Below are 23,327 nucleotides of genomic sequence, written 5' to 3' on the forward strand. Positions count from 1 at the left end.
CTAGAGATGAGTGCAGTCGTGAAAACCTTAAACGCAGAGGAAGCTGCGGTCGTAGAAAACCAGGCGCGAATTATCTCAACAGCGTCTCACATGTCTGTTGACTCAAACACATTCGTATTCTTCGCTGCCTTCGACGGCACCAACAACTCGGAGGATCCAATTGTTTCGGGTACCAAGCAGACTACCTCAGTTCAGCAATTATACAAACAGGTAAAGACGGCGGAACTGACGAATGGTAATCTCAAAGCGGCCTATTACGCTGGCGTGGGTACCCCTGGAACAGATGCCGGAAGTTCTGCAATCCCGACTGATCAAATTATCAAAACGGCGCAAGTGGCTTATAATCAATTCGCCATGCTTGCTGACGCGTGGTTGAAAACCCATGAAAATGGCAATCTCGAGACCATGATAACCAGTTTCAGTCGTGGTGGCGGTTCCGCGGCAATATTTTCGCAGATGTTGTATGAAAAGGGACTGGTAACAGTCGATGGTCGTGAACTGATCCCTCCTGGCCAAAAGGGTGTTGTTTCCGCAGCGTTGATTATCGATCCGGTGTTAACCGGAATTAACGGGAATAAGGACTTTCCGGATTCGGTGGAAAACTTAACAGTCATCCGCGCAGATGATGAATACCGTTCAGCCTTTCGTGCGGCGGACTACCAGGATCCAAATGCGAATATACTTCACGCGGTGGGCAATCATGGGGATTTAGGCGGATTTTATGATTTAGGCCTGGGTGCAAAGTACCTGGAAGCATATACAAGTTTTTTCAAGGGTACAGGTCTTTCGATTGCAGATGTCGCTGCTAATCGTCTGTATCAAGGCGACGCATTATCGGTGCATTCAGAATCGACCCTTGGTCCTGGTCAGGTTGTGCTGCCACCTTGGAATATTCCTGAGGACAATACTTCTTTACCACGACAGTCCACCGTTGTTGGGATCCCTGTTGCACATTCCAACGGGGGCACCTACTTTGTGGATTATCAAGGGACAATTGTGCTTGGTGGAGATGGCAATAATTTGAATCTTACTGATCAGAAGGTAATTTTGCTCCCGGGTGCGACGGCCACGCTGACAGGCACTGGCATAGAAGTAATCGTGTACGATGGCGCGACGGTTAATTTTATTAGTACAGCTCAGGTTTCCACAGAGGCCGGCGTTGGAATTGGCACGGTCAGTGGTGCCTTAACTAGCGGTAACCCGTCCAAAATAATTGCAATGCCTGGAGCAATAATTAACGCTACCGGGGAAAATATTGAGATCGACGCAAGGAAAGCTGCGTCCATGACACTAAAGAATGGTGCGCATATCGAATTATATGATGATTATTATCATCGTGTTGGAATATTTGAAAATACAGAGATTTTCCAAGTTTTTGATGATGATAAGCAGGTGGTGGGGGAGAGATTTACCAGGGTAAATGACCCAATTTATGGAACAGTTTCCTTTTCCCATAATATCGACGGCGTTTTTTACGCTGAAGTACGGGCGACGCCGTCGGGTCAAGCCTACACAAGCTCACAATATTATTATGATGGCTCCTCTGTATTGCTAGTTCCGTCGCTCGGCATGAAGTATGTAGTACACAGTGACGGCTCCGGGGTCTACGAGAGCCGTAATTTTGAATCTCCGCCTAGTACGGTAACACAGACAATTGACGTTTCCGGTATTGAAACTATTAATATAAAGTACGATTATGCCGTTTCTGGCCCGATGCATTACTCTTTGACAAAAGATAAGGAGGATGCAATTGGTTATTACTATTTTGCCGACGGAAGTCCAATTTCTCATAAGGCGTACTACATCTATTGGTATACTTATACCGATGTAACCCAAGTCATCCGACCAGATGGATCTTGGACGATCACCTTTCACTATCTTGACGGCCCTGAATATTCTGTCAGTTCCGGCGAACAGACGGCTGATTCCAAGTTCTTCGGGATAGATGAGCGTTATAACGCAGCTTATGCGCCGGGAACGCTGAAAATTTACGATCAGTGGTTCACAATACCCGCGCCAGAGTCCGGAACCGTGTATTCGCCATCGGGACAAATTTTGAAGACCGTCGTTACGCGCGATGGTGTAGTCGTGACCACGGAAATGTTCAAAAACTCCGGTGGTGCCCATGTTATTTCGTACCAAACAGCAGACGGAAATCATATAGTGCAAACATATGATAGCCCTGACGGAAAGTATAAGATTACAACGACGGCCGGAGATGGAAGTGAGAAGACCGCATACTATAGCAGAACAAAAGAGCTTATTCGTACCGATTGGAGTAAGCCCGATGGATCACACGGTACCATTGTAGGAAACTCCAATTTAGGGTTTACGACTTTTGCCGATGGCAGTACTGAATACGTGAGTAACGACGTCAGTGCTGAGAGCGCGCGATATACCGCTGCGAAAAATAGTTTTGTTCACCCATCTGAATCGATCGCCGGTAGTTTGAGCGTTAAGCTCGATGCAGCAGGTGCGATTATCAGTTCTAGTGTTTCCGATACGTCGGCCTCGAGTTCGACTATTTTTAACAAAGATGGAAGCTACGTCACGACGGTTATATCAGCAGGTAGTCACGTTGCAGCCCACTTTAACGCCGACTTTCTTAAGGAAAGCGATAGTTGGGTGCTCGCTGATGGTAGACATGGCAGTACCAAGTATTCCGAACGGGGTGAAGTACTTGAAAGTTTTACCTACCAAACTGACGGTAGCTATGAGAAGTTCGTTTCGAACGGCGAGAGTGACAGCATCAAGACTCTGTACAACCATGACGGCGATATCTATAAAGACTATTGGACTACACAAACGAGCTCAGGGAGTCACGATTACGCCGTTATTCATTTAAACGACGGTGGCGTGTCGATCAGAGCGGATGACAACAATGGACTGATTGTGACATCGCTGTACGATACCACTGGATTCAAGGTTGCGGATCGGTGGAGCAACAGCGTCGAAAACTCCCACGGCTCGAATATTTTCCGAGCTGATGGAAGTCGGCAAGCTACTATCGTTAAAGCGGATGGCGAACTGCGAGTTGATGAATTTGGCGCTGGAGAACAGTTGCTGAGCAGCCACTGGGAACGCAGCACAGGCGAAATAGGAAATGATCTTTATAGTCCCGATGGCAGCTATGTGTCGAAATGGCAGACTAAAGAAGACCTCAAGGTAGCCGAGTATTACGCAAAAAATGGACTCCTGCTTTCACGATCGGTTGAGGGGACCGCTCATGATGACGTGATCAACGGAGAGGGCGGAACAGAAACCCTCTCCGGTGGGATGGGGAATGACAACCTGTCTGGCCATGCAGGGGACGACACGATCATCGGCGGTAGAGGTGATGATACCCTGGATGGGGGGGCGGGCGCCGATGTCTATGTGTTTGGGAAAGGTGATGGGATCGACAGTATTCGCACTCAAGCGACGGGGGCCGCTGATGTTCTCCGGTTTGACTCTTCCATTACAGCTTCAGAAATCCATCTCAGTCGAGATCTTTACAGCTTGCGCCTCAGCGTTGCGGGCGCGTTTGATGCTGTCGAGCTGGACTCGTGGTTTGGATCCGATGGCAATGGAGACGGGTACGATCGGGTGACAACAATCGAATTCGGCGATGGAACGATTTGGACCGCTGAGCAGCTAAAGGCGTGGCTGAACATTCCAACAGATGCTAACGACATTATTCAGGGTTCGACACAGGACGAAACACTTCAAGGCTTGGCCGGGGACGATACGCTGATCGGTGGTGGAGGCGAGGATTTGTTCTTAGGCGGCACTGGAAATGATCTCTATGTTGGAGGAAGCGGTACAAATACATTCGTTTTCGCGCCGGGCTTGGGGCGTGATTCGATTTCGGGCTGGAACGCGGGTGGACAGGGACGTGATCGGGTATTGCTGGGAGAAGGGGTTACGTCACAAGATCTGCTTTTCTCTGTAGATCATGGAGATTTAATCATTAGCTTTAAAAATAGCAATACAGACTCCCTAACTATTGGAGGATACTTCCGCGACGCGGCCCCAGTACCTGGGCTAATTGTTTTCTCGGATGGAACTGAGTGGATCGCTGATAACATTATCCCACTTCTTCCTCTTCCTGACGTGACCGAAAACGCCGACACTATCATCGTCTTCGCGTCGCAAGAAATCCATGCGCTAGGGGGGGATGACTCCATACAAGGTATCGACAATGTTGTCATCTACGGCGATGAGGGTAACGACAATATTTACCTGGAGTCCGGTAATAATGCCAGAATTTTTGGCGGGGATGATCGTGACAGCGTGTATCTAGGAGAGGCCAGTCATGCCCTGATTGGCGGGGATGCTGAGGACGACTCCTTGGTGCTCGGTCACGGGAATTCTAACTCGCTGAATGGTGGAGGTGGAAATGATTTTATTCGGCTTTTATCAGGCGACAATAATGTGCTGGATGGCGGCAGCGGTGATGATTATATAGAGGCTCAAGAGGGTCAATCGAACAGTCTGTCGGGCGGTGATGGGAACGACCGGATCACCCTATATGGTGGGTCAAACAACATATTGGCCGGAGGCAATGGGAACGATACCTTCGAGGGATCGCTCACCAATGGCACCATTAATGGTGATGACGGCAATGACTCTGTTGAGCTATACGATTCAGTGCTGGGTGTCGTGCATGGTAACGTCGGCGATGATGTATTCCGCATCTACGGAGGGCGCGATAACGCGATTTTCGGTGAGACGGGTTCGGATAGAATCACTGCTGACGGCACCTCCAATCATATTTATGGGCAAGAGGGGGAGGATCGGCTTTATTCTTACACGACTGATTTTTCGCTGCTTGACGGGGGGAGTGAAAATGATCAAATAACGGTTCTTTCGGGTTCAAACGATACCATGTTGGGCGGTGCTGGGGATGACGTTCTTAGCTATGGTTACGGTCGTAGTACTGTTGTAGATGGTGGGACGGGAAATGATACGATCACGCTGTCTGGCTATCAGGCTAACACAGTTTTAGGGGGCGACGGTGCTGACATTATCAAAGTCGCCTTCGGCAGTGCAGTCATCTTGGGGGGGGGAGAAGATGATACCATCCGGTCTGGCTCTGCCAACCAATTCATATCCGGCGGGCGGGGTAATGACACGATTACAAGCGAAGCTGGTAATGATGTAATAGCGTTCAATAGCGGCGATGGTAAAGACCTGTTGACCGTACTTTCTCCAGGCGCTACCGTTTCCTTAGGTACAGGAATTTCCTATGAGAAAATTTCCCTTGCGCGAAATGGTGAGAATCTCGTGCTTTTGACTGGAAGTGGTGAGGGCTTAGAATTCGTTGACTGGTATGCCGGAAGTGGTCGTCAATACATTGATAAGCTTCAAGTAATATTGGATGATGCCTCTGGATATTCAAGTACTTCAGCAGACAGTTTGCTTAATAAAAAAATTCAGATTTTCAACTTTGCAAGCGTTGTTTCCGCGTTTGACGCCGCTAATGCGTCTGGCGGTGGTACAGCGTGGAATATGCTCGACTCCCTTCGCCTGGCGCAGGTTGATGCTTTCAATGACAAAGCGCTCGGAGGTAACATTGCATATCAGTATGCTGTTGGAGGGGATTCCCAATTGGTGGGATTAACCGGCTTGTCCGAGCTATTAAGTAGTTCCCAGTTTGGTGCCGATTATCAAATACTTTTGTGATAGGCATGGATCAAAAAAATCCGGTATGCGACTGCGTTAAATTGGGAATTCGCTAATTTATTATTAATTAGTGAAATAGCGGAATCACCTAATTTATTGTTGTATCCTCGCATTATCCTTATTTGTAGTGATTGCAACTTGACCTGACAGGTGCCCGGTTTGAAGCCTGCGACTGTCGGGTCAGATTCGGTCGTTCAATGTGGTGATTAGGGTTTGCGTCGGCGTCCGTCTGCAGCACATTTTGCCCTGATGCGTGCGCTCATTGTCGTAGTGGGCGATCCAGTCGTCGAGGTCACGTTGAAGCTCTTAGATGCTGTGAGAAATTGCGATGGAATGCATTCCGGTAGAACTCTCGCAGGATCGTCTCGTGGAAGCGCTCGCAGATGCCATTCGTCTGTGGATACCGAACTTTGGTTTGGTGTGCTCGATGTCGTTGAGGGCCAGGTAGAGCTGGTACTTGTGCGACTCCGGCCTGCCACGGAACTCGGTACTATGGAAACCGCACCGACCTACGCCGGCTACCGCGCCCGCATTCGCTTGGTGCGGATTTGTATGGCGCTGCTCTCGATGCAGGGCGACATGGCCGCTGCGCGCGACATCGTCGCTGCCGCGCATCGTAAGCCGGCCCGCTGGTAGCGCCCAACCAAGGAGATCGCCATGACCACCATGCGCGCCAAGATGCAATTGAGCAGCGTCGAAAACTTCATCACCAGCGAGCGCCTCTCCCTGCGCGCTGTGTGCGAATCCGGTGGCAATCCCGTCGACTGGAGCGACGAAGACGACAACTTCACTCGCTGGACGCCGTCGGCTGAACTGACCGTGACCGTGAATAATCCAGCGCTGCTGGGCAAGTTCAAGGCTGGCGACCAGTTCTACGTTGATTTCACGCCGGCCGAGTAAGAAGGTTCACGCCTCACCGGCGCAACCGGTGACCGTGTGCATGGTGATCGGCTGATGTGCCGGGCCGATCCAGCGAGGGATGAGAACGGACCACGTGGGCCGTGCCTTACTGCGCCTGTGGTCGATTCGCTGCGCCTGCGTTGGTCCCGAAGTTGCTGCAACGGACGAGACCGCAGGGCGGCGACGAAACGTTAATGCGTTTGCGGCGGGGTGCGGAGCTTCATCAGCCGTTCATTCGTCAGCTTCTCCACGTTTTGCATCGAACGGTCACGCGCCGTGTGGAACTTCGCAAGCAGCTCGCGGAAGAGCTGGGTTTTCTCTCGGTCGCCCCACAGGTCGAACTCCTTGAAATCCAGGACGAACCGCGTCTCAGGGGCGGTGAGGCCCCTGAACACGGTTTTGCCGTTTTCATCGATTTCAAGCACGCCGGCGCCGAATAGCGCGGCGCGCGTGTCATCATCCACTTGGATCATAGCTGCTCCGAACTTGGCGTATTGATCCTACGGAGTTTAGAGGGCGGCGCGGCAATTACAAGGCGAGTATGTCGATAGTTACCTTGTTTTGCGACAATACGTCCGGCGGAGCAAGCGTTACCGCGTCCATGTCCGCCCGCCTACTCGCCCTGCCAGAAGTCCTTGAATGTCGCGTTCCTGAACTTGACGTCGGAGAACTGCGCGCTGAAGCCGTCACTGGCCGGTGATTGCGACGAGAATCCCACCTTCGCGGTGGCCGCGCCGGGCAGGCTGAAGTTGCGCACCATGCTCCAGGTGCTACCGTCGGGCGAGGTGTAAAACACGAACATGTCCTTGCGCCGCAGCACCTTCAGGTAGACCGCGTCGCCCGGCCGCACGCCATGGTGGGCGTCGTCGCCGGCGCCCTTGGCCACGGTGGTGGAGATGCTCGCCGCGCCGGTCTTGGAAAATTCGAACAACAGCTTGGCCCAGTTGGATTTATCGTTGTAGACGATCAGCGCGCCGCCGTTGAAGGGATGGTTGACGCCGGCCGTGACCTTGGCCGAAAAGATGAAGTCGCCGGTCGGCTGGAACAGCACGCGTGGTGTTTTGTCGGCGATCTCGGTGCCGTCAGGGTTGGCGTACAAGTCGGTTCCCTTGTTGGCCTGCAACACCAGCGCTTTGTCCTTTACGCTGGCTGCGCCCAGATCGAGCTGCGACTCGAGCGCGAACGGCAGCGTGTCGATCGCCAGCTTGCCGTCCTTGAGCGTGGCTTCGCTCGCGCGGCCCTGCGCCGCCATCAGCGCCGCCGCCATGGCAACGGCGCTCAGCGTGATTTGTTTGATTTTTTTGTTTTGAAACATGACGATGTCTTCCTTGGTTGGGGCGCCGGCGCCGGGTTGTGTGTTCCGGTCCAGGGTAACCGACATCACGAGCTGGCCGGCGTGCTGGTCAGTGGTGTCGTGTTTGTTTGTCAATTTTAAGGCATTTTTACGTGCTGGCAGCCGGCCAGCGCCGCTGCCGGCCACGCCGCGCACGCCAACCCCGGCCACCTGGGCCATTCAAGTCATGCCGTGCCGCTGTCCGTGCGCTCCAGCGGGCGGGTTTTGAAAAAAGCGGGCGCAGTCGCTGACGAAACAAGACCATGGGGCCGGCCGAAGGGGGCGCGCCAATGTGCCCTGACTGAGGAACTTATATTTACCCGCGAATACAGAGCGGGTGTGGCCATTACGAGCAGGGGCGTATGTTTCTCCAAGCGTGAATCAATTAATAACATCGCATGTTGACGACATCAACATGGGATAGATACTTCGCCTCGTAGGGTGGATTGCCGCGAGCGGCCCCCGCAAATTTTGTTCCTATGCAATGAAATCCACTTGCCCGTGGCGCGCGCGACGACTATACTGCGACAAAACACTGTATATTCATCCAGTATATTTCGTCATGTTAACCACACCACTTCCTCTCACCGACGCCGCGCAGGCCGCCATGACGCAAGTCATGCGCAGCAATGTCTGGCGGGCCAGCGAGCTCGCCGTGTCGCGCGCCGTCACGGTCACGACCGGCCACGCGGTGCTCGATGCGGAATTGCCCAACCGTGGCTGGCCGCGCTCGTCACTGGTGGAACTGCTGGTCGAACAGCACGGCATCGGCGAGATGCAGCTACTGAAGCCGTGCCTCGCCGCGCTGTCCGCGCGGCAGCGCGTGGTGTTGGTGCAGCCGCCGTATCTGCCGCACGCGATGGCTTGCCGCGCTTGGCGTTTCAACGCGCAGAATCTGCTGTGGCTGAAGCCGCAAAGTTCGGCCGACGCCCTGTGGGCGGCGGAGCAGATCCTCAAGAACGGCTCGTGCGGCGCGCTGGTCCTGTGGCAAACGCATGTCCGGCCGGAGGCGCTGCGCCGGCTGCACCTGGCGGCGCAGGCCACCGATACCTTGCTGTGGCTGGTGCGGCCGTTGGCCGCAGCCGCCGATCCGTCGGTGGCGCCGCTACGGGTCGCGCTGCGGCCGGCGATGGGCGGCATCGTCGCCGACCTCATCAAGCGACGCGGGCCGGCCTGCGACGCGCCCATCTTTGTTCCCCTGGCCGACATGCCGGTCAGGCCGCAACCAGTGCCTAGTCATGAAACTCCTGTTAAGCGTGCACCTGCCGCTGCTCCCGCTCGAAGCGCTGCGCCCGCGCTGGTCTGAGCCGGGGCGATTCGCGGTGGTCGATGGCGGGGCGGTGCTGGCGATGTCGCAAGCGACGGCGGGCGACGGCGTGCGGACCGGCATGCGCGCCGGCGGCGTCGCGGCGGTGTCGCCCGACACCCAGTTGCTCCAGCGCGCGCCCGAAAAGGAGGAGGGCGCGATGGCCGCGGTCGCGACCGCGCTGATGCAGTACACCCCGGAGGTCTGCCTGCAAGCGGATTTTTCAGTCCTGCTGGACGTCAGCGCCAGCCTGACGCTGTTCAAGGGGCCGCGCGCGCTGAGCGCCAGGGTGCTGCACAGCATCGCCGCCCTTGGCTACACCGCCGTGCTGGGGGCCGCGCCCACGGCGACGGCGGCTTGGTTGCTGGCCCACAGTCCCCGCGTCAAGGGCGTGCCCCTGCGGCGTCGCGTGCTGTCGATGCCGCTGCTGGGGCGGCGGCTGGACCAGCTGCCGTGCGGGCTGGTGCCGGCGGCGGCGCCATTTCACGACTGGTTGCGGGACATCGGCGCCCAGCGGATAGGCGCGCTGCGTCGGCTGCCGCGCGCGGGTCTGCTAAGGCGCACCAGCAAGGAGCTGTTGGCGGTGCTGGACCGTGCCTACGGCGAGGCGCCCGAGCTGCACGAGTGGATCACGCCGGCGCTGACGTTCAGCGCGCGGGTGGAAACCTTCGACCGGGTGGAACAGGCCGAGGCGCTGTTGCATGGCGCGAAAAGCCTGCTGGCGCAGCTGGTCGGCTGGCTGGTGTCACTGCAGCAGGCGGTGCGCACATTTAGCCTGCTGCTGGAGCACGAAAGGGGGCGGGCCGCCGTGGCGCCGACCGCGATCGAGGTCGCCTTGGCCGAGCCGACCTGGCACGAGGACCACCTGATCCGTCTGCTCAAGGAGCGCCTGGCCAAGGTGGTGTTGGAGCGCCCGGTGATCGCGCTGCGGCTGGAGGTGCTGGCGGTGGAGGCCATGCTGCCGCCGACCGACAGCCTGTTTCCCGAGCCGGGCGGTACGCCGCGGGAGTACGCGCGCCTGCTTGAACTGCTGAGCGCGCGCCTCGGCCCGGAGCATGTGCTGGTGCTGGCCGACGCCGCGGATTACCGGCCGGAGGTGTGCAACGCCTGGGTGCCGGCCGGCGCCAAGCGCGCGCGCTCGCAACTCGAGGAGATCCTCGACGGCAGGCCGTTCTGGCTGCTGCCCAAGCCGATCAAGCTGCTGATCCGCGAGCAGCGGCCATTTTATGTCAGTCCGCTGCTGCTGATCGAAGGCCCGGAGCGGCTGGAGGCCGGCTGGTGGAATGATCAGACGGCGGCGCGTGATTACTACATCGCGCAGGCCAGCAATGCCACCTGCTACTGGATCTACCGCGAGCGCGTCAGCGATGAGGCGCGGTGGTATTTGCACGGGCTGTTCGCCTGAATCATGGGCACCGTCCCCGACACGGCAGCAGGCCCGGCGGCGCTGCCCGACTACGCCGAATTGCAGTGCCATAGCAACTTCTCGTTCCTGCGCGGCGCCTCCGCGCCCGAGGAGCTGGTCGAGCGCGCCTATTTCCTCGGCTACAAGGCGCTGGCGATCACGGATGAATGTTCGCTGGCCGGCGTGGTGCGCGCGCATCTGGTCGCCAAGGAGCTGGGTCTGCCGCTGTTGATCGGCAGCCAGCTGCTGGTGACGCCGGAGGACGGCAGTCCGCCATTCCGGCTCATCATCATCGCCATGAACAAGAATGGCTATGGCAACCTGAGCGAACTGGTGACCGTCGGCCGCATGCAGTCCGAGAAGGGCAGCTATCTGATCCGGCCACGCGACATCGCCACGCCGGTCGGCGACCTGGTGCATCTGCGCGGCCTGCCAGACTGCCAGTTCATCCTGGCGCCGCGCTACGGCGCCGACCATGCGGAGGTCGCGCGCCAGGCGGCGTGGCTGGTGCGGTTGGCGCCGGGGCGCGCGCGCATCGCGCTGACGCTGCATCTGCGTAACAAGGACCGCCCGCACCGCCAGCTGGTGGCCGATATTTCGGAAGAGTTCAGCCTGCCGGTGGTGGCCACCGGCGAGGTCGCGATGCACGTGCGTTCCTGCAAACCGCTGCACGACACCATGACCGCCATCCGGCACCGGATGCCGGTGGCGGCATGCGGCTACAAGTTGCCGCCCAACGCCGAGCAGCACCTGCGGTCGCGCCTGCGGCTCGGCAATCTGTATCCGGCGCAAGCGCTGGCCGAAACCGTGCGGGTGGCGCAGTTATGCAGCTTCTCGCTCGATGAACTGCGCTACGAATATCCGCACGAGCTGGTGCCCGAGGGCGAGACCCCGGCCAGCTATCTGCGCAAGGAAGCCTACCTCGGCGCCCATTGGCGCTACCCGCAGGGCATACCGGCCAATGTGCAGGCGCAGCTCGAGTACGAACTGGCGATCATCGCCGAGCTGCGCTACGAGGCATATTTTTTAACCGTGTTCGATATCGTGCGCTACGCGCGCGCGCAGCACATCCTTTGCCAGGGGCGCGGCTCGGCGGCCAACAGCGCGGTCTGCTACTGCCTGGGCGTGACCGAGGTCGATCCCTCGCGCGGCACGCTGCTGTTCGAGCGCTTCATGTCGCGCGAGCGCAATGAGCCGCCCGACATCGACATCGATTTCGAGCACCAGCGGCGCGAGGAGGTGCTGCAGTATGTGTACCGCAAATATGGCCGCATGCGCGCGGCGCTGACGGCGGTGGTGACGTCGTACCGTCCCAAGTCGGTGTTGCGCGATGTCGGTAAGGCGCTGGGAGTGGATCTTGCCATCGTCGACAAGGTGGCCAAGGCGCAGAATTCCTGGGGCGGCCACGCGGATCTGCGCCAGCGCCTGCTGCAGTGCGGCTTCGATCCCGACGCCCCGATCGCCGAAAAGTGGGGCGACCTGGCCAACGCGCTGATCGGGATGCCGCGCCATCTGTCGCAGCATCCCGGGGGCTTCGTCATCTCGCACACCAAGCTGTCGCGGCTGGTGCCGATCGAGAACGCGGCGATGGCCGACCGCACGGTGGTGCAGTGGGACAAGAACGACCTGGACGCGGTCGGCCTGCTGAAGATCGACCTGCTGGCGCTGGGCATGTTGTCATGCATACGGCGCACGCTGGACCTGGTGTCGGCGCGGCGCGGGACGCGCTTCGAACTGGGCGACATCCCGGCCGAGGATCCTGAGACTTACCAGATGATCTGCGAGGCCGACACCGTGGGCGTGTTTCAGATCGAATCGCGGGCGCAGATGTCGATGCTGCCGCGCATGCAGCCGCGCACCTTCTATGACCTCGTGATCGAGATCGCCATCATCCGCCCCGGTCCGATCCAGGGCGGCATGATCCAGCCCTATATCCGGCGCCGCCAGGGCCTCGAGCCGGTGACCTATCCGAGCCCGGAGATTCAAGGCGTGCTGGAGCGCACGCTGGGGGTGCCGATCTTCCAGGAGCAGGTGATGTCGATCGCGATGGTGGCGGCCGGTTTCTCGGCCGGCAAGGCGGACGCGTTGCGGCGCGCGATGGCGGCCTGGCAGCGCAAGGGCGACCTGGCGCAGTTCGAGGACGACCTGTTGTCCGGCATGCGGAAGCGCGGCTATGACGAGGCGTTCGCCAACAACATCATCAGCCAGCTGAAGGGTTTCGCGGCCTACGGCTTTCCCGAGTCCCACTCCCATTCGTTCGCGCTGATCGCCTATGCCTCGTGCTGGCTGAAACGGCACGAGCCGGCGGCGTTTCTGGCCGGCCTGCTGAACAGCCAGCCGCTGGGCTTCTACAGCCCCTCGGCGCTGGTGCAGGATGCGCAACGTCATGGCGTCGCGGTGCTTCCGGTGGATGTATGCGCCAGCCAGTGGGAGGCGACACTGGAGGAGGGCGACGCGGCGCAGCCGGCCGTCAGGCTCGGCCTCAACACCATCCGGGGCATGGCGCGGGAGGCGGCGTGGCGCATCGAGGAGGCGCGCGCGGTGGCGCCGTTCACCAGCGCCGCGGACCTTGCCGCAAGGGCCGCGCTTGACGTCGGCGACATGAACGCGCTGGCGCGCGCCGACGCGCTGCGCTGCTTGTCCGGCAACCGGCGCCAGGCGATGTGGCAGGCCAGGGCCAGCGTGCCCGACAAGGGGCTGCTGCGGCCGGCGCCGGTCAGCGAGGCGCCGGTCGCGCTGGCCGCGCCCAGCGAAGCGGCCAGCGTCGCGACCGACTACAAGCACCTCGGCCTGACGCTGCGCAGCCACCCGCTGACCTTCCTGCGCCCGCGCCTGAGCGCGATGCGCTTCGTGCCCAGCGACGTGCTGGCCACGTTCGCGGACCGGCAACTGGCGCGCGGCTGCGGCATCGTCACGGTGCGCCAGCGGCCCGGCACGGCGAAGGGCGTGGTGTTCATCACGCTGGAGGACGAGGCCGGCACCGTGAATGTGATCTGCTGGCCGACGCTGGTGGAGCAGTTCCGCAGCGAGGTGTTTAACGCGCAGCTGCTGGGCGTCTACGGGATCTGGCAATCGGACAGCGGCGTGCGCCACCTGGTGGCGAAGCGCCTGGTGGATCTCAGTCATCTGCTGGGCGAGCTCGATACGCGCAGCCGCGACTTCCACTAGCATATGGCGCGTACGCCGAGGTTGGCGTATCCGCTCAGCGGCGGGCATCCCATCTTGCGGGAGGCGTTGGCGCTCACGGCTGGGGGCGGGCAGTCATGGTGACCCGCGCGATTGGTATAAGCTGTCGGTAGACAAAGGCTCAATCGGGAGGGGAACAATGTGCGTCAATTATGTCACCGTCAGCCGGCAAATGTGTTTTGACTGGTTCAAGACGCCCATCGAAGTCAACGAGGACTGGCGCGAGGAAATCCACTGCGACTATCTGGCGCCGTTCATCATCCATGACGAGGACGGGCGCCGCAAGGGCTTGCTGGGCGGCTACGGCTTCGTGCCGCAGCGGCGTCGACCGTTCAAGAAGCTGACCGAGGAGGAGCGGCTGAGATACGAGCGCGCGCTGGAGCGCTCGCGCGCCCAAGGCAAGCCGTCGCCCGAACCGCCGCGCATCGCGATGGATACCATGAACTCGCGAGCCGAGGATGTCGGCAGCAAGGTCAATTACAAGCGCTTCTGGCTCCAGCAGCAGTTGTGCATCGTGCCGGCCATGGCTGTGTTTGAACCGAACTGGGAAAGCGGTGCGCATGAGCGCTGGCGCATCGAGCTGGCCAGCGCGGAACCGTTCGGGATGCCGGGCCTGTGGCGCTCCTGGCATGACGAGGAGGGGGCCGCCACCCATACCTTCACGCATTTCACGCTCAATGCCGACGACCACCCGCTGCTTAACCGCTTCCACCGTCCAGGCAAGGAGAAGCGGGGCCTCGCGATCCTGCGGCCAGAGCATTATGATGACTGGCTCGGTTCCAACGAACCGGAGTTCGGGCGCGCGCTGATCGAGCTTTTTCGCCCGGAGGAGCTACGCGCCAGCGCCGCACCGAGGCTAAGCCGAGGGCAATCGGTCGAGCGCGATGGGATGTTGGAAGAGGAGTTGCCAGCCGCCCGCACCCCGCAATTGGAAGCGCCGCAGGGTCGTTTGTTTGGCGACTGAAACAGCCTCGCGCAGCCGCGTCGGAGATCCGACCAATCCGACCATGCGATGACCGGAGTTCCCGCCCGAGCGCTCGTGTTCCGCCGGAGCCACCGGCTGCCGACCACAGCGATAAGCATCGTACCCCCCGCCGGCAGATAGGGCTTGTGGTACCGTATGCTTTTTATGGATAACCTGATGGGTGGCTTCGAATTGCTTCACCAAGGAATCGCTCGACGCGGGCAAAGCTGCGGTCGTGCAAAAAAACAAGCAGGCCGTTCTCGGCTAGGGTAGGCAACAAACAACAGATTACTCATTCGGCATAGACGCCCTAGAATTTCTGATAGCAAACAATAGAATTTTCACAAGCGCCTGTTGGGCGAACATATCTGAAAGGAAGTCCATGGCGGAAGAATTGGCTAACAGTGGAGGTAGGCAATCCTTTGATAAGGCTCTTGGCTTGAAGGAAAAAGCCAGCGATTTTCACTGGATGCTACAAATCGTAGCCTTAACGCTATTTATAGATTGTGTCCTCTTACTGGTAAAACATGAGAATCTGTGGAGCTACCCTTGGGGGCAATTTAATTTCACTGGCGAATTGCCGCTGCTGCTGGCTTCAGGGCTGGCCTACTCAGTTATCGTTTCAGCAGTCATTCCGGTACTAGGCGGTTTGGTCGGCTACGTAGTCAGGTTCCTGTATTATCAGTTTCTATATCTCTATGTTAGAAATAGAGATGATTTTAAGCGTTGGCGAAATCAGGTTACCTATTATGAGCTGAAAGAGCACGCCGATCGTACGCAGAGCAGCTATGCAAGAAGTGTTTACGAGAACTGGGAGAACACTCAAATAAAGATTGAGGGCGAAAAAATCAAAATGGAACGAGCAGCGTTCCGGGTCTTGGTGATGATTGCAAGCGGATTCTATCTTAGCACGCCTGAGAAAGGCTCTACGCTTCTAATTTTCTCTCAATATCTAAGCATCGACGCTTTCGTTTTGGCTGCAATCTTTATAGTAGGGATTCTTTTTTATATTTGCGGTGTTTCCTGGTGTAGGGATCGGTATCAAACAAAATGGATAACTTACGCTCCCCTCTACGACGAAATTATTGCGAAACAGGAGGCCGAGAAAAAGAAAATGGAAGATTTTGCTAACGAGTCTTACGAGCGAATGCGACTACGTCGTTAGTCAGGAAAGCTCTTGCAAAGATGAACGCGCTTGAGCAATCTGCCGCTGTGCGCGTTAAAGCAAGGGTATGCAATTGCTTGGAAGCGCATTGCCGTAATTATTAAGATGTCTTCCAGAAAATCTCTTAAGTTGTGCCGAACGGATTCCGCTCCCAGCGGGCGGCGGATAAACATACGAGTCCACCAGGGAGCTTAACTGGATCGGATTCCTGTAGAACTCTAAACAATCTTTCTGACAGTTCTATATTTTCGCGCGCGGTCTGTAAGACCGCTCTTGCATACCAATCGCCAAGCAGAGTATCGATGACGTGCAAACCGTACTCGACGTTGTCCGTTTTTTCGGATTGATCGGATATGAGGAACGCGTGCGCCAAACGCATTCTGCTTCGGCTCCGCCTGAAGGCGCTCAGTATGCCTTGCTGGTGTTGCTTAAGAAGTTCGACTGCGCGTGAACGGAACGTGGGTTTTCGGTCTGCCGCTTCCCCGTCGGCGAATACCTGCATCGCGCCGACCAATGCCGATACCAACGTCGTGGTTTCCATCAAGGTTATTTCGATTTTCAACAACGCGCGTGGAATCAATAGACGCAAGTCCATTGATACATTTGAGTAGGAGCATTCGAACTGTCTGAATAGTTGACTCGAGACGCTTTCTGGGAGATGGTATGGCCTCTCAACGCCTTGAAGGGAACGAAAGCGGCTTATCGATTCAAGCACACCCAATAGTTCAACCATTTGCGGTAGGATAACAATCCACTTATCCGGCCGCCTGTTGTTATCGCCCGGTGGGTCGACCACGACGATATCGATTTCTTGCCCTGCGTCGACCCGGGCGTGCGTACAAAGCATGCTGGCAAAAGCGACCGGTGGAGCGCCGACCGAAGTTGAAATGTTGGCAGTGTTTCTCAATTGTTGAAGGCCGTCATACACCTTCGACCACCGTTCGCTGCCTCCCTTCGCCTCCAGCGCATGCCACTGATTGGTGTTGTCTTTCACCACGTAATCCGGCAGGGAGCGCCCGATCTTCAGTCCTACCTTTCCAGCCACGACCGAAATCATGCTGTCCTGGAATACTGTGGTGTGCAGACAGACTTCGATTTTAGCACCTGCCGAGTCCAACCAGGTATCCATTGCTATGTAGGCAGCCATCGACCCGATGTCGTAGGAATATTGGCCGACCACTGTCGGATCCAGCAAACGATAAGCACTATGAAGCGAGATCTTCCCGCTTGAAAACTGGATAAAACATTCAACCGACCTGAAATTAGAGGTTAGCGCATTGAGTAATATGACGCGTTCTGCCGGAAGAATTTTGAAAAGGCTAGGCCATTTGCCTTTCGGTCCATACCCAGCGCACAACGCCGCCTTGAAGAGCAGCTTTTGACTAATGCACACGGTCGGCGCAAAGGGGCCATAAGCAGGCGGGCAGTGAAGGGCCAGTTTGGAGAAATGACGCTGTATATATGCTAGTGGTTTTGTTTTTTTGGGATTTCGCTTCGGGATTTGCTTGCCGTTTTTGATGAACCAGTATTCAAACGAGGTACTCACCGAGCTTCTCCAGCGCATCTTAGATTAACTATCAATGTAAAGCATGATTGAATATTTGGCAATCTTCGGAGTTGTGTATGGCATCTGGTTTGGCGGGTTTGACGGCGGTACCAACGGTTGCCCCAGCCGTATCGTCCGTTCGGACGATCCTTGTCCCGCCATTTCTGCCCATACTTCGGCGATGGAACTTGATGACAAAAAAACGACCATCCGGATGTGGTGCATCTATGTCAGCAGTTGGGCCGCCTACCTGCTGTTGGTGGGCTTGGCATTGCAGCTTGATGAGTTGAGGCAGGGGCGGTTCGACACGCGGGTCGTGACAATACTATTGAAAAGCACGCCGCATGCGTTGTTTCTGGCATTGTTATGGCCGCTTAGCGGCTACCTTGAGCGTAAGCGCCTCACACTGTGGAGAATATTCCTTACTCACCTCGGTTGTGCGCTTGTGTACGCTGTGACGTGTTACCTATTGATATGGTTCTTGCTTGGTCTGCGGCAAGCGCCTGCATGGTATATGTGGCCGGCGCTGTATGCCATGATGACTTATTTTGTTATCGCAGCCATGTTCCATATGGTCCGCGCTGATAATGCTCGCAGGCGTCAGGCGGCGGCCGCGCAACTGGCCCAGAATTTGGCGGTTGAATCCGAGATGAATGCGCTGCGCAACAAGCTCAATCCCCATTTTTTGTTCAACACGCTGCACTCGATTATCGCGCTGACCCGCAAGAATCCAGCCGGGGCGGAAGCGGCCCTGTTCCAGTTTTCTGCCATGCTGCGCTATATCCTCGATACCGAGAAGAGTGATAGCAGCCAAGTCACGCTTAGCGACGAGTTGAGCTTCGTACGGGACTATCTTGAATTGGAGAGTCTGCGGCTAGGCCCTCGTCTGCAGGTCAAGTGGGATCTGGATGATGGTATCAGCGGATGCGTGCTGCCTGCCTTGTTATTGCAACCGTTGGTGGAAAACAGTATCAAGCACGCTTTCAACCCACATAGCCGGCCGGGCACGATAATGATACGGACCAGCGTTGACGAACTTACCCAGACGCTGAATCTGGAGGTGGCGGACGATGGGCCGGGTGCGGAGTCCTTCACCCCTGGTCGCTCGAACGGGCTGGGTATTCGTACCTTGGCGCGGCGCCTTGAACTTGAATACGGCGCGCGCGGCGCCCTTGTCATCAAAACGGCTCCCGGCATGGGCTTTGTTGTCACTATATCGATGCCCTTGGCATTTGCATGATTCTGGAGGTTGGATTGGCCCCGAGAACCGTATTCATTGCCGAAGACGAGCCGCTAGCGCGGGAAGTGCTGCGTGATGCGATCTACGCGCACGCCGGACTGCGGTTGGTAGGTGAGGCTGCTGACGGGGCAAGGGCACTGTCACAAATTAGCGAGCTCCGCCCGGACATCGTATTCATGGATATCCAGATGCCCGAGATGACGGGGGTGGAGGTCCTCGCGCGCCTGAACCATACGCCCGATATTGTGTTTACCACGGCGTACGATCGATATGCCGTGGCCGCCTTTGAACTCAATGCGGTAGACTATCTACTCAAGCCTTTTACGCGCGCACGTTTTGATGCTGCTGTGGCGCGGCTAATGGAATGCCGTCGATCCGATAGCGAAGTGAGCATCGACCTCAGTCAGGTTATGGGGCGGAAGCCGCATCAGCTCAAGCGCATCTTTGTGCGCGACCGCGGTCGGATATTCGCGCTCGCGCTCGACGAGATCGAGTATATCAAGACCGACTCCAAATACACGGCCATCGTCGCGCGCGGACAAACCTTCCTGGTGCGGGCGGGGATCACGGAGATCGAGGCGCAACTGGATCTGACGCGATTTTTCCGCGTCCACCGCTCCGCGCTCATCAATCTTGACTACGTCGACTCAATGAAAACTGATGATCGCTCGAGATTGCTTATACGTATGCGGGATGGAAGCAGCCTGACCGCGAGCCGTGAGACTGCCAAGATCCTGCGCGATATGGCGTTTTAACTTCGAACTTGTTGCGCTTTTGCCTGCACATTCAAAATAATTTACGCATGCGTATACTTAATGCGAAATGTGGCGTATAGTGGCTCTACGCTGATTCGAGGCCGGCGCTATCCGGCGGTGGTTGAATCGGACGATGACCGCTTCGTTATTTTTCGTCTGGAAGGACATTTCATGAAATTTCGTAACATTTCGCTCGCTGCCTTGCTGTCCGTGATCGCAGTGGTGGCGGCCGCGCAAGCGCCTGCCCCCGCGCCAGTGGCGGCGCAATCGAATGCAGGCTGCGTCAAACAGAAATTGAGCACCGAATCGTTGGTGTCGGAATTGCTCGATGACCCCGCTGCCAAGGAAGTCCTGTACAAACATGTGCCAGCGTTGAAAGGTAACGACCAGTTCGAAATGGCCCGCGCCATGCCCCTGCGTGCAATCCAGCCTTATGCCGAAGAAACCTTCAGCGACAAGGTGCTGGACGCCATCGATGCCGATCTGGCCAAACTGCCGATCTGTAAGTAGTGTAAATTGTCTCCAGTGCCGCTCGGCGCACTTTCACAGGACGCCGTCTGAGGCGACGTCCTTTTTTTTGCTATCATCGTGATGGTTTTTTTCCGTGATCGGATGTCCCATTCATGACCAAAGTCCCGTTGTCTCCCCAGCAAAGCAAACAGACCATCCAGGTGCCAGCCGCCGTCGAACGGACCAAGCTGCGGGGGAGGCCCACAAAGGATCAGGCTGGAACAATTGAAGCCGACATCCTCAAGGCGGCGATCGCGCTGTTCGATGAATTGGGCTTTGATGGCGCGGCGATGGAAGCGATCGCGGCGCGGGCCGGCATCTCCAAGCGCACGCTGTATATGCGCTATTCGGATAAGAAGGCGATTTTGAAGGATGTGATTACGTTCATCGTCGGTAGCGCCCGCCAGCCAGACCCTCCCGCATTTCCGAACATGCGTGCCTGCCTCACTTTTCACGTCGAAAATTGCTTCATGATTTGCGACGACCCAGGAATGCGCGTGTTGATGGCCATGAGCGGCAAGCCGTCGCCGGCAGTGCGCGAATTGTCGTCCTTGGGGCAGGAAATCACCATGGACCTTGGCGTCCGCCACATTGTCCAAACCATCGTCGACACGTCGGCCAAGTTCGGCATCACGGTGCACGAGCCTGCTTTTTATGCCACGTCATTGCTCGATCTGACCATGGCGCATCATCAGCGTTATCGCGAGTTGGGCGAAAGGGTGGCTTCCCCTGGCGTCGCCGCTGCCCGCATCGTCAATCTGCTATTGGCAGGTATGCAAAGCGATTGCGCCGCATCCGATCGATAGGCGGCTTTGCGCTGATCGGCGTTCCGAACTCACGCCTGAACTGTATTTATCCGATTGCCGGAGAGGGCGTGCTGTCGCTTTTGCGTGACAGCTGCGCGCTGTGCCGCGTTCTGCGGATTGCAATAATTAAACGTCTGTGTATACTTAATTCAGCGTCAAAATAAATATCAGGAGACATAACAATGAAAATGACCCGGCGTACGTTGTTGACCACCACTGGCTTGGCGCTGGCGTTGCCGGCGTTCGGGGCCTCGCCGCCCGTCTACAAGCGCTCCAGCGCCCCTATCCCTGAGCGCGTGCGCGATCTGCTGAGCCGCATGACCCTCGACGAAAAAGTGGCCCAACTATGCTGCATGTGGATGACCAAGGTCAGTATCGTGGACCGGGAAAACTTCGCGTTTTCACCGGAAAAGGCCGCGAAGGTTATTCCGCATGGCATCGGCCAAATCGCCCGGCCATCGGATCTGGCCGGTAGCGGCCGTTTCCAGACCAAGTCCTTCCGTGAGCCTGAGGATGCGGTGACGTTCGTCAACGCCGTGCAGCGTTATGCAGTCGAGCAAACCCGGCTGGGCATCCCAGTACTGTTTCACGAGGAAACAGCGCATGGGCTGGCCGTCAAGGGAGCTACCGCATTTCCCATCCCGCCAGCGCTGGGCAGCACCTGGGATCCAGCTCTGGTGGAGCAGTGTTTTGCCGTCGCCGGGCGCCAGGCGCGTCGTCGTGGCGTAACGGTTGGCCTGAGTCCAGTGCTTGACCTGCTGCGCGATCCGCGTTGGGGACGCAGCGAGGAGTTCTTCGGGGAAGACCCGTATCACGTCGGCGAAATGGGCGCGGCGGCGGTACGAGGCTTGCAGGGAACGGTGCGGCCGATCGGACCGGAAAATGTATTCGCAACGCTCAAGCATTTCGTGCACGGCATGCCACAGAATGGCCTGAACATCGGCCCGTCCGATATGTCGGAGCGCATGCTGCGCGACACCTATCTGCCGCCGTTCAAGGCGGCGATCGGGGCCAAGGCCGCTATCGTGATGCCGTCGTATAACGAGGTGGGTGGGGTCCCATCGCACGCCAGCACGCAGCTATTGCAGCAGACCGGTCGAAGCCTGCTGGGCTTCCAAGGGGCCTATTTCAGCGACTACGGCGGCGTCGGCGAGATCGCCGAACTGCACGGCATGGCGGCGGATGCCGAGGGCGCCGCCGTGTTGGCGATGCGCGCGGGCGTGGACGCGGATTTGCCGGAGGGTAGCTCCTACCAGAAGTTGGCCAAGCTTGTGCAGGATGGCCGCGTGCCGCAAGCCCATGTCGATGCCGCGGTGGCGCGTATTCTTGCGCTCAAGTTCGAGGCCGGCCTGTTCGAGCGTCCGTATGTCGATCCGCAGCGCGCCGCCGAAGTCCTGAACGATCCGCAGGCGGTGGCGCTGGCGCGTACCGCCGCGCAGAAGGCCGTGGTGCTGCTGAAGAACGATGGTGTCCTGCCGTTGGATGCGGCGGCAGGCATGCGCATCGCGCTGATCGGACCGAATTCGGTCAAGCCCATGTTGGGTGGTTATTCGGGATGGCCCAAGGCGGCGATCGGCGTCCTGGAAGGGCTGCGCCAGGCTGGCGCCAACGTCACCATCGAGCAGTCCGACGGCGTCTGGATCACGCCACCACTGGCCGAAGGTGTCCGCCCCGAGGCGCCGTTGATACGGCCGGTTCCCGCAGCCGATAACCGGGCCCGCATCGCCGCGGCGGTCGAGCTTGCGCAGCGCTCGGATCTGGTGGTGCTGGTGGTGGGGGACAATGAGCAGGTGACGCGTGAGGCCGTAGCCGCGGTGCTGCCTGGTGACCGCAATTCGCTGAACCTTTACGGCGACCAGGACGCGCTGGTCGAGGCCGTGCTCGGTTGCGGCAAGCCGGTCGTGGCGCTGTTGCTGAACGGACGCCCGCTTGCCGTCAATCGTTTGGCGGAGAAGGCCAACGCGCTGGTCGAGGGATGGTACCTGGGGGAGCAGGGCGGCAATGCGGTCGCTGACGTGTTGTTTGGCAAGGTGAACCCCGGCGGCAAACTCGCGGTGAGCTTCCCTCGTTCGACCGGTGAACTGCCGGCGTTCTACAACCGCCACCCCTCCGCGGACAGGGTGCCGTATGTCGAGGGCAAACGTACGCCGCTGTATCCGTTCGGCCATGGCCTGAGCTACACGAGCTTCGAGCTGTCGGCGCCGCGCCTGTCGAAAGAGCGGATCGGTCGGGGCGAAGCGTTCACGGTGGAGGTCGATGTGACCAACACAGGCAAGCGTGACGGCGACGAGGTGGTGCAAGTCTATGTGCGCGACACGGTCAGTTCGGTCCCGCGTCCCGTGCTGGAACTGAAAGCGTTCCGCCGGGTCACGCTGCCGGCGGGCGGCGGGACCACCGTGCGCTTCGACCTCGGTCCTGCCGCGCTGGCGTTTTGGGACGCCACCATGAAATGGGGGGTGGAACCGGGAACCTTCGTGATCAGCGCCGGCAACAGCTCTGATCGTCTCAAATCGGTGAAGTTGGTCGTTGCCTGACACTTTTGCTTGG

The 23,327-nt window shown here is 58.0% G+C and carries 16 protein-coding genes and 1 pseudogene; 13 read left to right on the forward strand and 4 right to left on the reverse strand.

Features of this window, described 5'->3' with window-relative positions:
• Positions 1-18 precede the first annotated feature (18 nt).
• A complete protein-coding gene (locus FHW83_RS31345) occupies positions 19-5,664 on the forward strand; it encodes a calcium-binding protein (protein ID WP_176647447.1) in 5,646 nt (1,881 codons plus the stop codon).
• Positions 5,665-5,844: 180 nt separating this feature from the next.
• On the opposite strand, the pseudogene FHW83_RS30780 reads toward FHW83_RS31345, so the two are convergent.
• Positions 5,845-6,153 (reverse strand): annotated as a pseudogene (locus FHW83_RS30780) (integrase core domain-containing protein); the annotation flags it as partial.
• Positions 6,154-6,156: 3 nt separating this feature from the next.
• On the opposite strand from FHW83_RS30780, the gene FHW83_RS16525 reads away from it, so the two are divergent.
• Together FHW83_RS16525 and FHW83_RS16530 are read left to right on the forward strand one after the other, a co-directional pair.
• Positions 6,157-6,300 (forward strand): hypothetical protein, encoded by a 144-nt coding sequence (locus FHW83_RS16525; RefSeq protein ID WP_176647410.1) that lies wholly within the window; start codon positions 6,157-6,159, stop codon positions 6,298-6,300.
• A gap of 21 nt (positions 6,301-6,321) precedes the next feature.
• Positions 6,322-6,564 (forward strand): hypothetical protein, encoded by a 243-nt coding sequence (locus FHW83_RS16530; protein WP_176647448.1) that lies wholly within the window; start codon positions 6,322-6,324, stop codon positions 6,562-6,564.
• Positions 6,565-6,755: 191 nt separating this feature from the next.
• Here the strand turns inward: FHW83_RS16530 and FHW83_RS16535 are convergent, their stop codons facing one another.
• Positions 6,756-7,037: a hypothetical protein gene (locus FHW83_RS16535; protein ID WP_176647449.1), complete on the reverse strand. Its 282-nt coding sequence runs from the start codon at positions 7,035-7,037 to the stop codon at positions 6,756-6,758.
• Between the two features lie 140 nt (positions 7,038-7,177).
• A complete protein-coding gene (locus FHW83_RS16540; protein ID WP_176647450.1) occupies positions 7,178-7,879 on the reverse strand; it encodes a DUF1349 domain-containing protein in 702 nt (233 codons plus the stop codon).
• Between the two features lie 580 nt (positions 7,880-8,459).
• On the opposite strand from FHW83_RS16540, the gene imuA reads away from it, so the two are divergent.
• The 5 genes from imuA to FHW83_RS16565 all read left to right on the forward strand — a co-directional run bounded on the left by imuA (position 8,460) and on the right by FHW83_RS16565 (position 15,923).
• The gene (gene imuA / locus FHW83_RS16545) at positions 8,460-9,203 is read left to right on the forward strand and encodes a translesion DNA synthesis-associated protein ImuA (RefSeq protein WP_176647451.1); all 744 of its coding nucleotides are present in this window, start codon (positions 8,460-8,462) and stop codon (positions 9,201-9,203) included.
• Complete coding sequence (locus FHW83_RS16550) at positions 9,136-10,608, forward strand: DNA polymerase Y family protein (RefSeq protein WP_176647452.1); 1,473 nt, start codon at positions 9,136-9,138, stop codon at positions 10,606-10,608. The genes imuA and FHW83_RS16550 overlap by 68 nt, the downstream gene beginning before the upstream one ends.
• Before the next feature lie 3 nt (positions 10,609-10,611).
• Positions 10,612-13,776, forward strand: coding sequence for an error-prone DNA polymerase (locus tag FHW83_RS16555; RefSeq protein WP_176647453.1), 3,165 nt, complete (start codon positions 10,612-10,614; stop codon positions 13,774-13,776).
• 157 nt (positions 13,777-13,933) lie between these two features.
• A complete protein-coding gene (locus FHW83_RS16560; RefSeq protein ID WP_176647454.1) occupies positions 13,934-14,758 on the forward strand; it encodes an SOS response-associated peptidase family protein in 825 nt (274 codons plus the stop codon).
• Positions 14,759-15,140: 382 nt separating this feature from the next.
• Positions 15,141-15,923 (forward strand): hypothetical protein, encoded by a 783-nt coding sequence (locus tag FHW83_RS16565; protein ID WP_176647455.1) that lies wholly within the window; start codon positions 15,141-15,143, stop codon positions 15,921-15,923.
• Between the two features lie 124 nt (positions 15,924-16,047).
• Here FHW83_RS16565 and FHW83_RS16570 read toward each other — a convergent pair whose 3' ends face one another.
• Positions 16,048-17,469, reverse strand: a complete 1,422-nt coding sequence (locus tag FHW83_RS16570; protein WP_176647456.1) for a hypothetical protein — start codon at positions 17,467-17,469, stop codon at positions 16,048-16,050.
• A 43-nt stretch (positions 17,470-17,512) separates the two neighbouring features.
• Between FHW83_RS16570 and FHW83_RS16575 the strand changes: the two genes are divergently transcribed.
• From FHW83_RS16575 to FHW83_RS16595, 5 genes are all read left to right on the forward strand, one after another.
• Positions 17,513-18,709, forward strand: coding sequence for a sensor histidine kinase (locus tag FHW83_RS16575; protein WP_229224225.1), 1,197 nt, complete (start codon positions 17,513-17,515; stop codon positions 18,707-18,709).
• Entirely contained in the window at positions 18,706-19,464 is a 759-nt protein-coding gene (locus FHW83_RS16580; RefSeq protein WP_176647457.1) for a LytTR family DNA-binding domain-containing protein, read from the forward strand. The genes FHW83_RS16575 and FHW83_RS16580 overlap by 4 nt, the downstream gene beginning before the upstream one ends.
• 171 nt (positions 19,465-19,635) lie before the next feature.
• Positions 19,636-19,974, forward strand: coding sequence for a hypothetical protein (locus FHW83_RS16585; protein ID WP_176647458.1), 339 nt, complete (start codon positions 19,636-19,638; stop codon positions 19,972-19,974).
• 113 nt (positions 19,975-20,087) lie between these two features.
• Positions 20,088-20,780, forward strand: a complete 693-nt coding sequence (locus FHW83_RS16590; protein WP_176647459.1) for a TetR/AcrR family transcriptional regulator — start codon at positions 20,088-20,090, stop codon at positions 20,778-20,780.
• Positions 20,781-20,962: 182 nt separating this feature from the next.
• Complete coding sequence (locus tag FHW83_RS16595; protein WP_218106311.1) at positions 20,963-23,314, forward strand: glycoside hydrolase family 3 N-terminal domain-containing protein; 2,352 nt, start codon at positions 20,963-20,965, stop codon at positions 23,312-23,314.
• Positions 23,315-23,327 lie beyond the last annotated feature (13 nt).

Source organism: Duganella sp. SG902, assembly GCF_013376005.1.
In the GTDB taxonomy this organism is placed as follows: domain Bacteria; phylum Pseudomonadota; class Gammaproteobacteria; order Burkholderiales; family Burkholderiaceae_D; genus Rugamonas.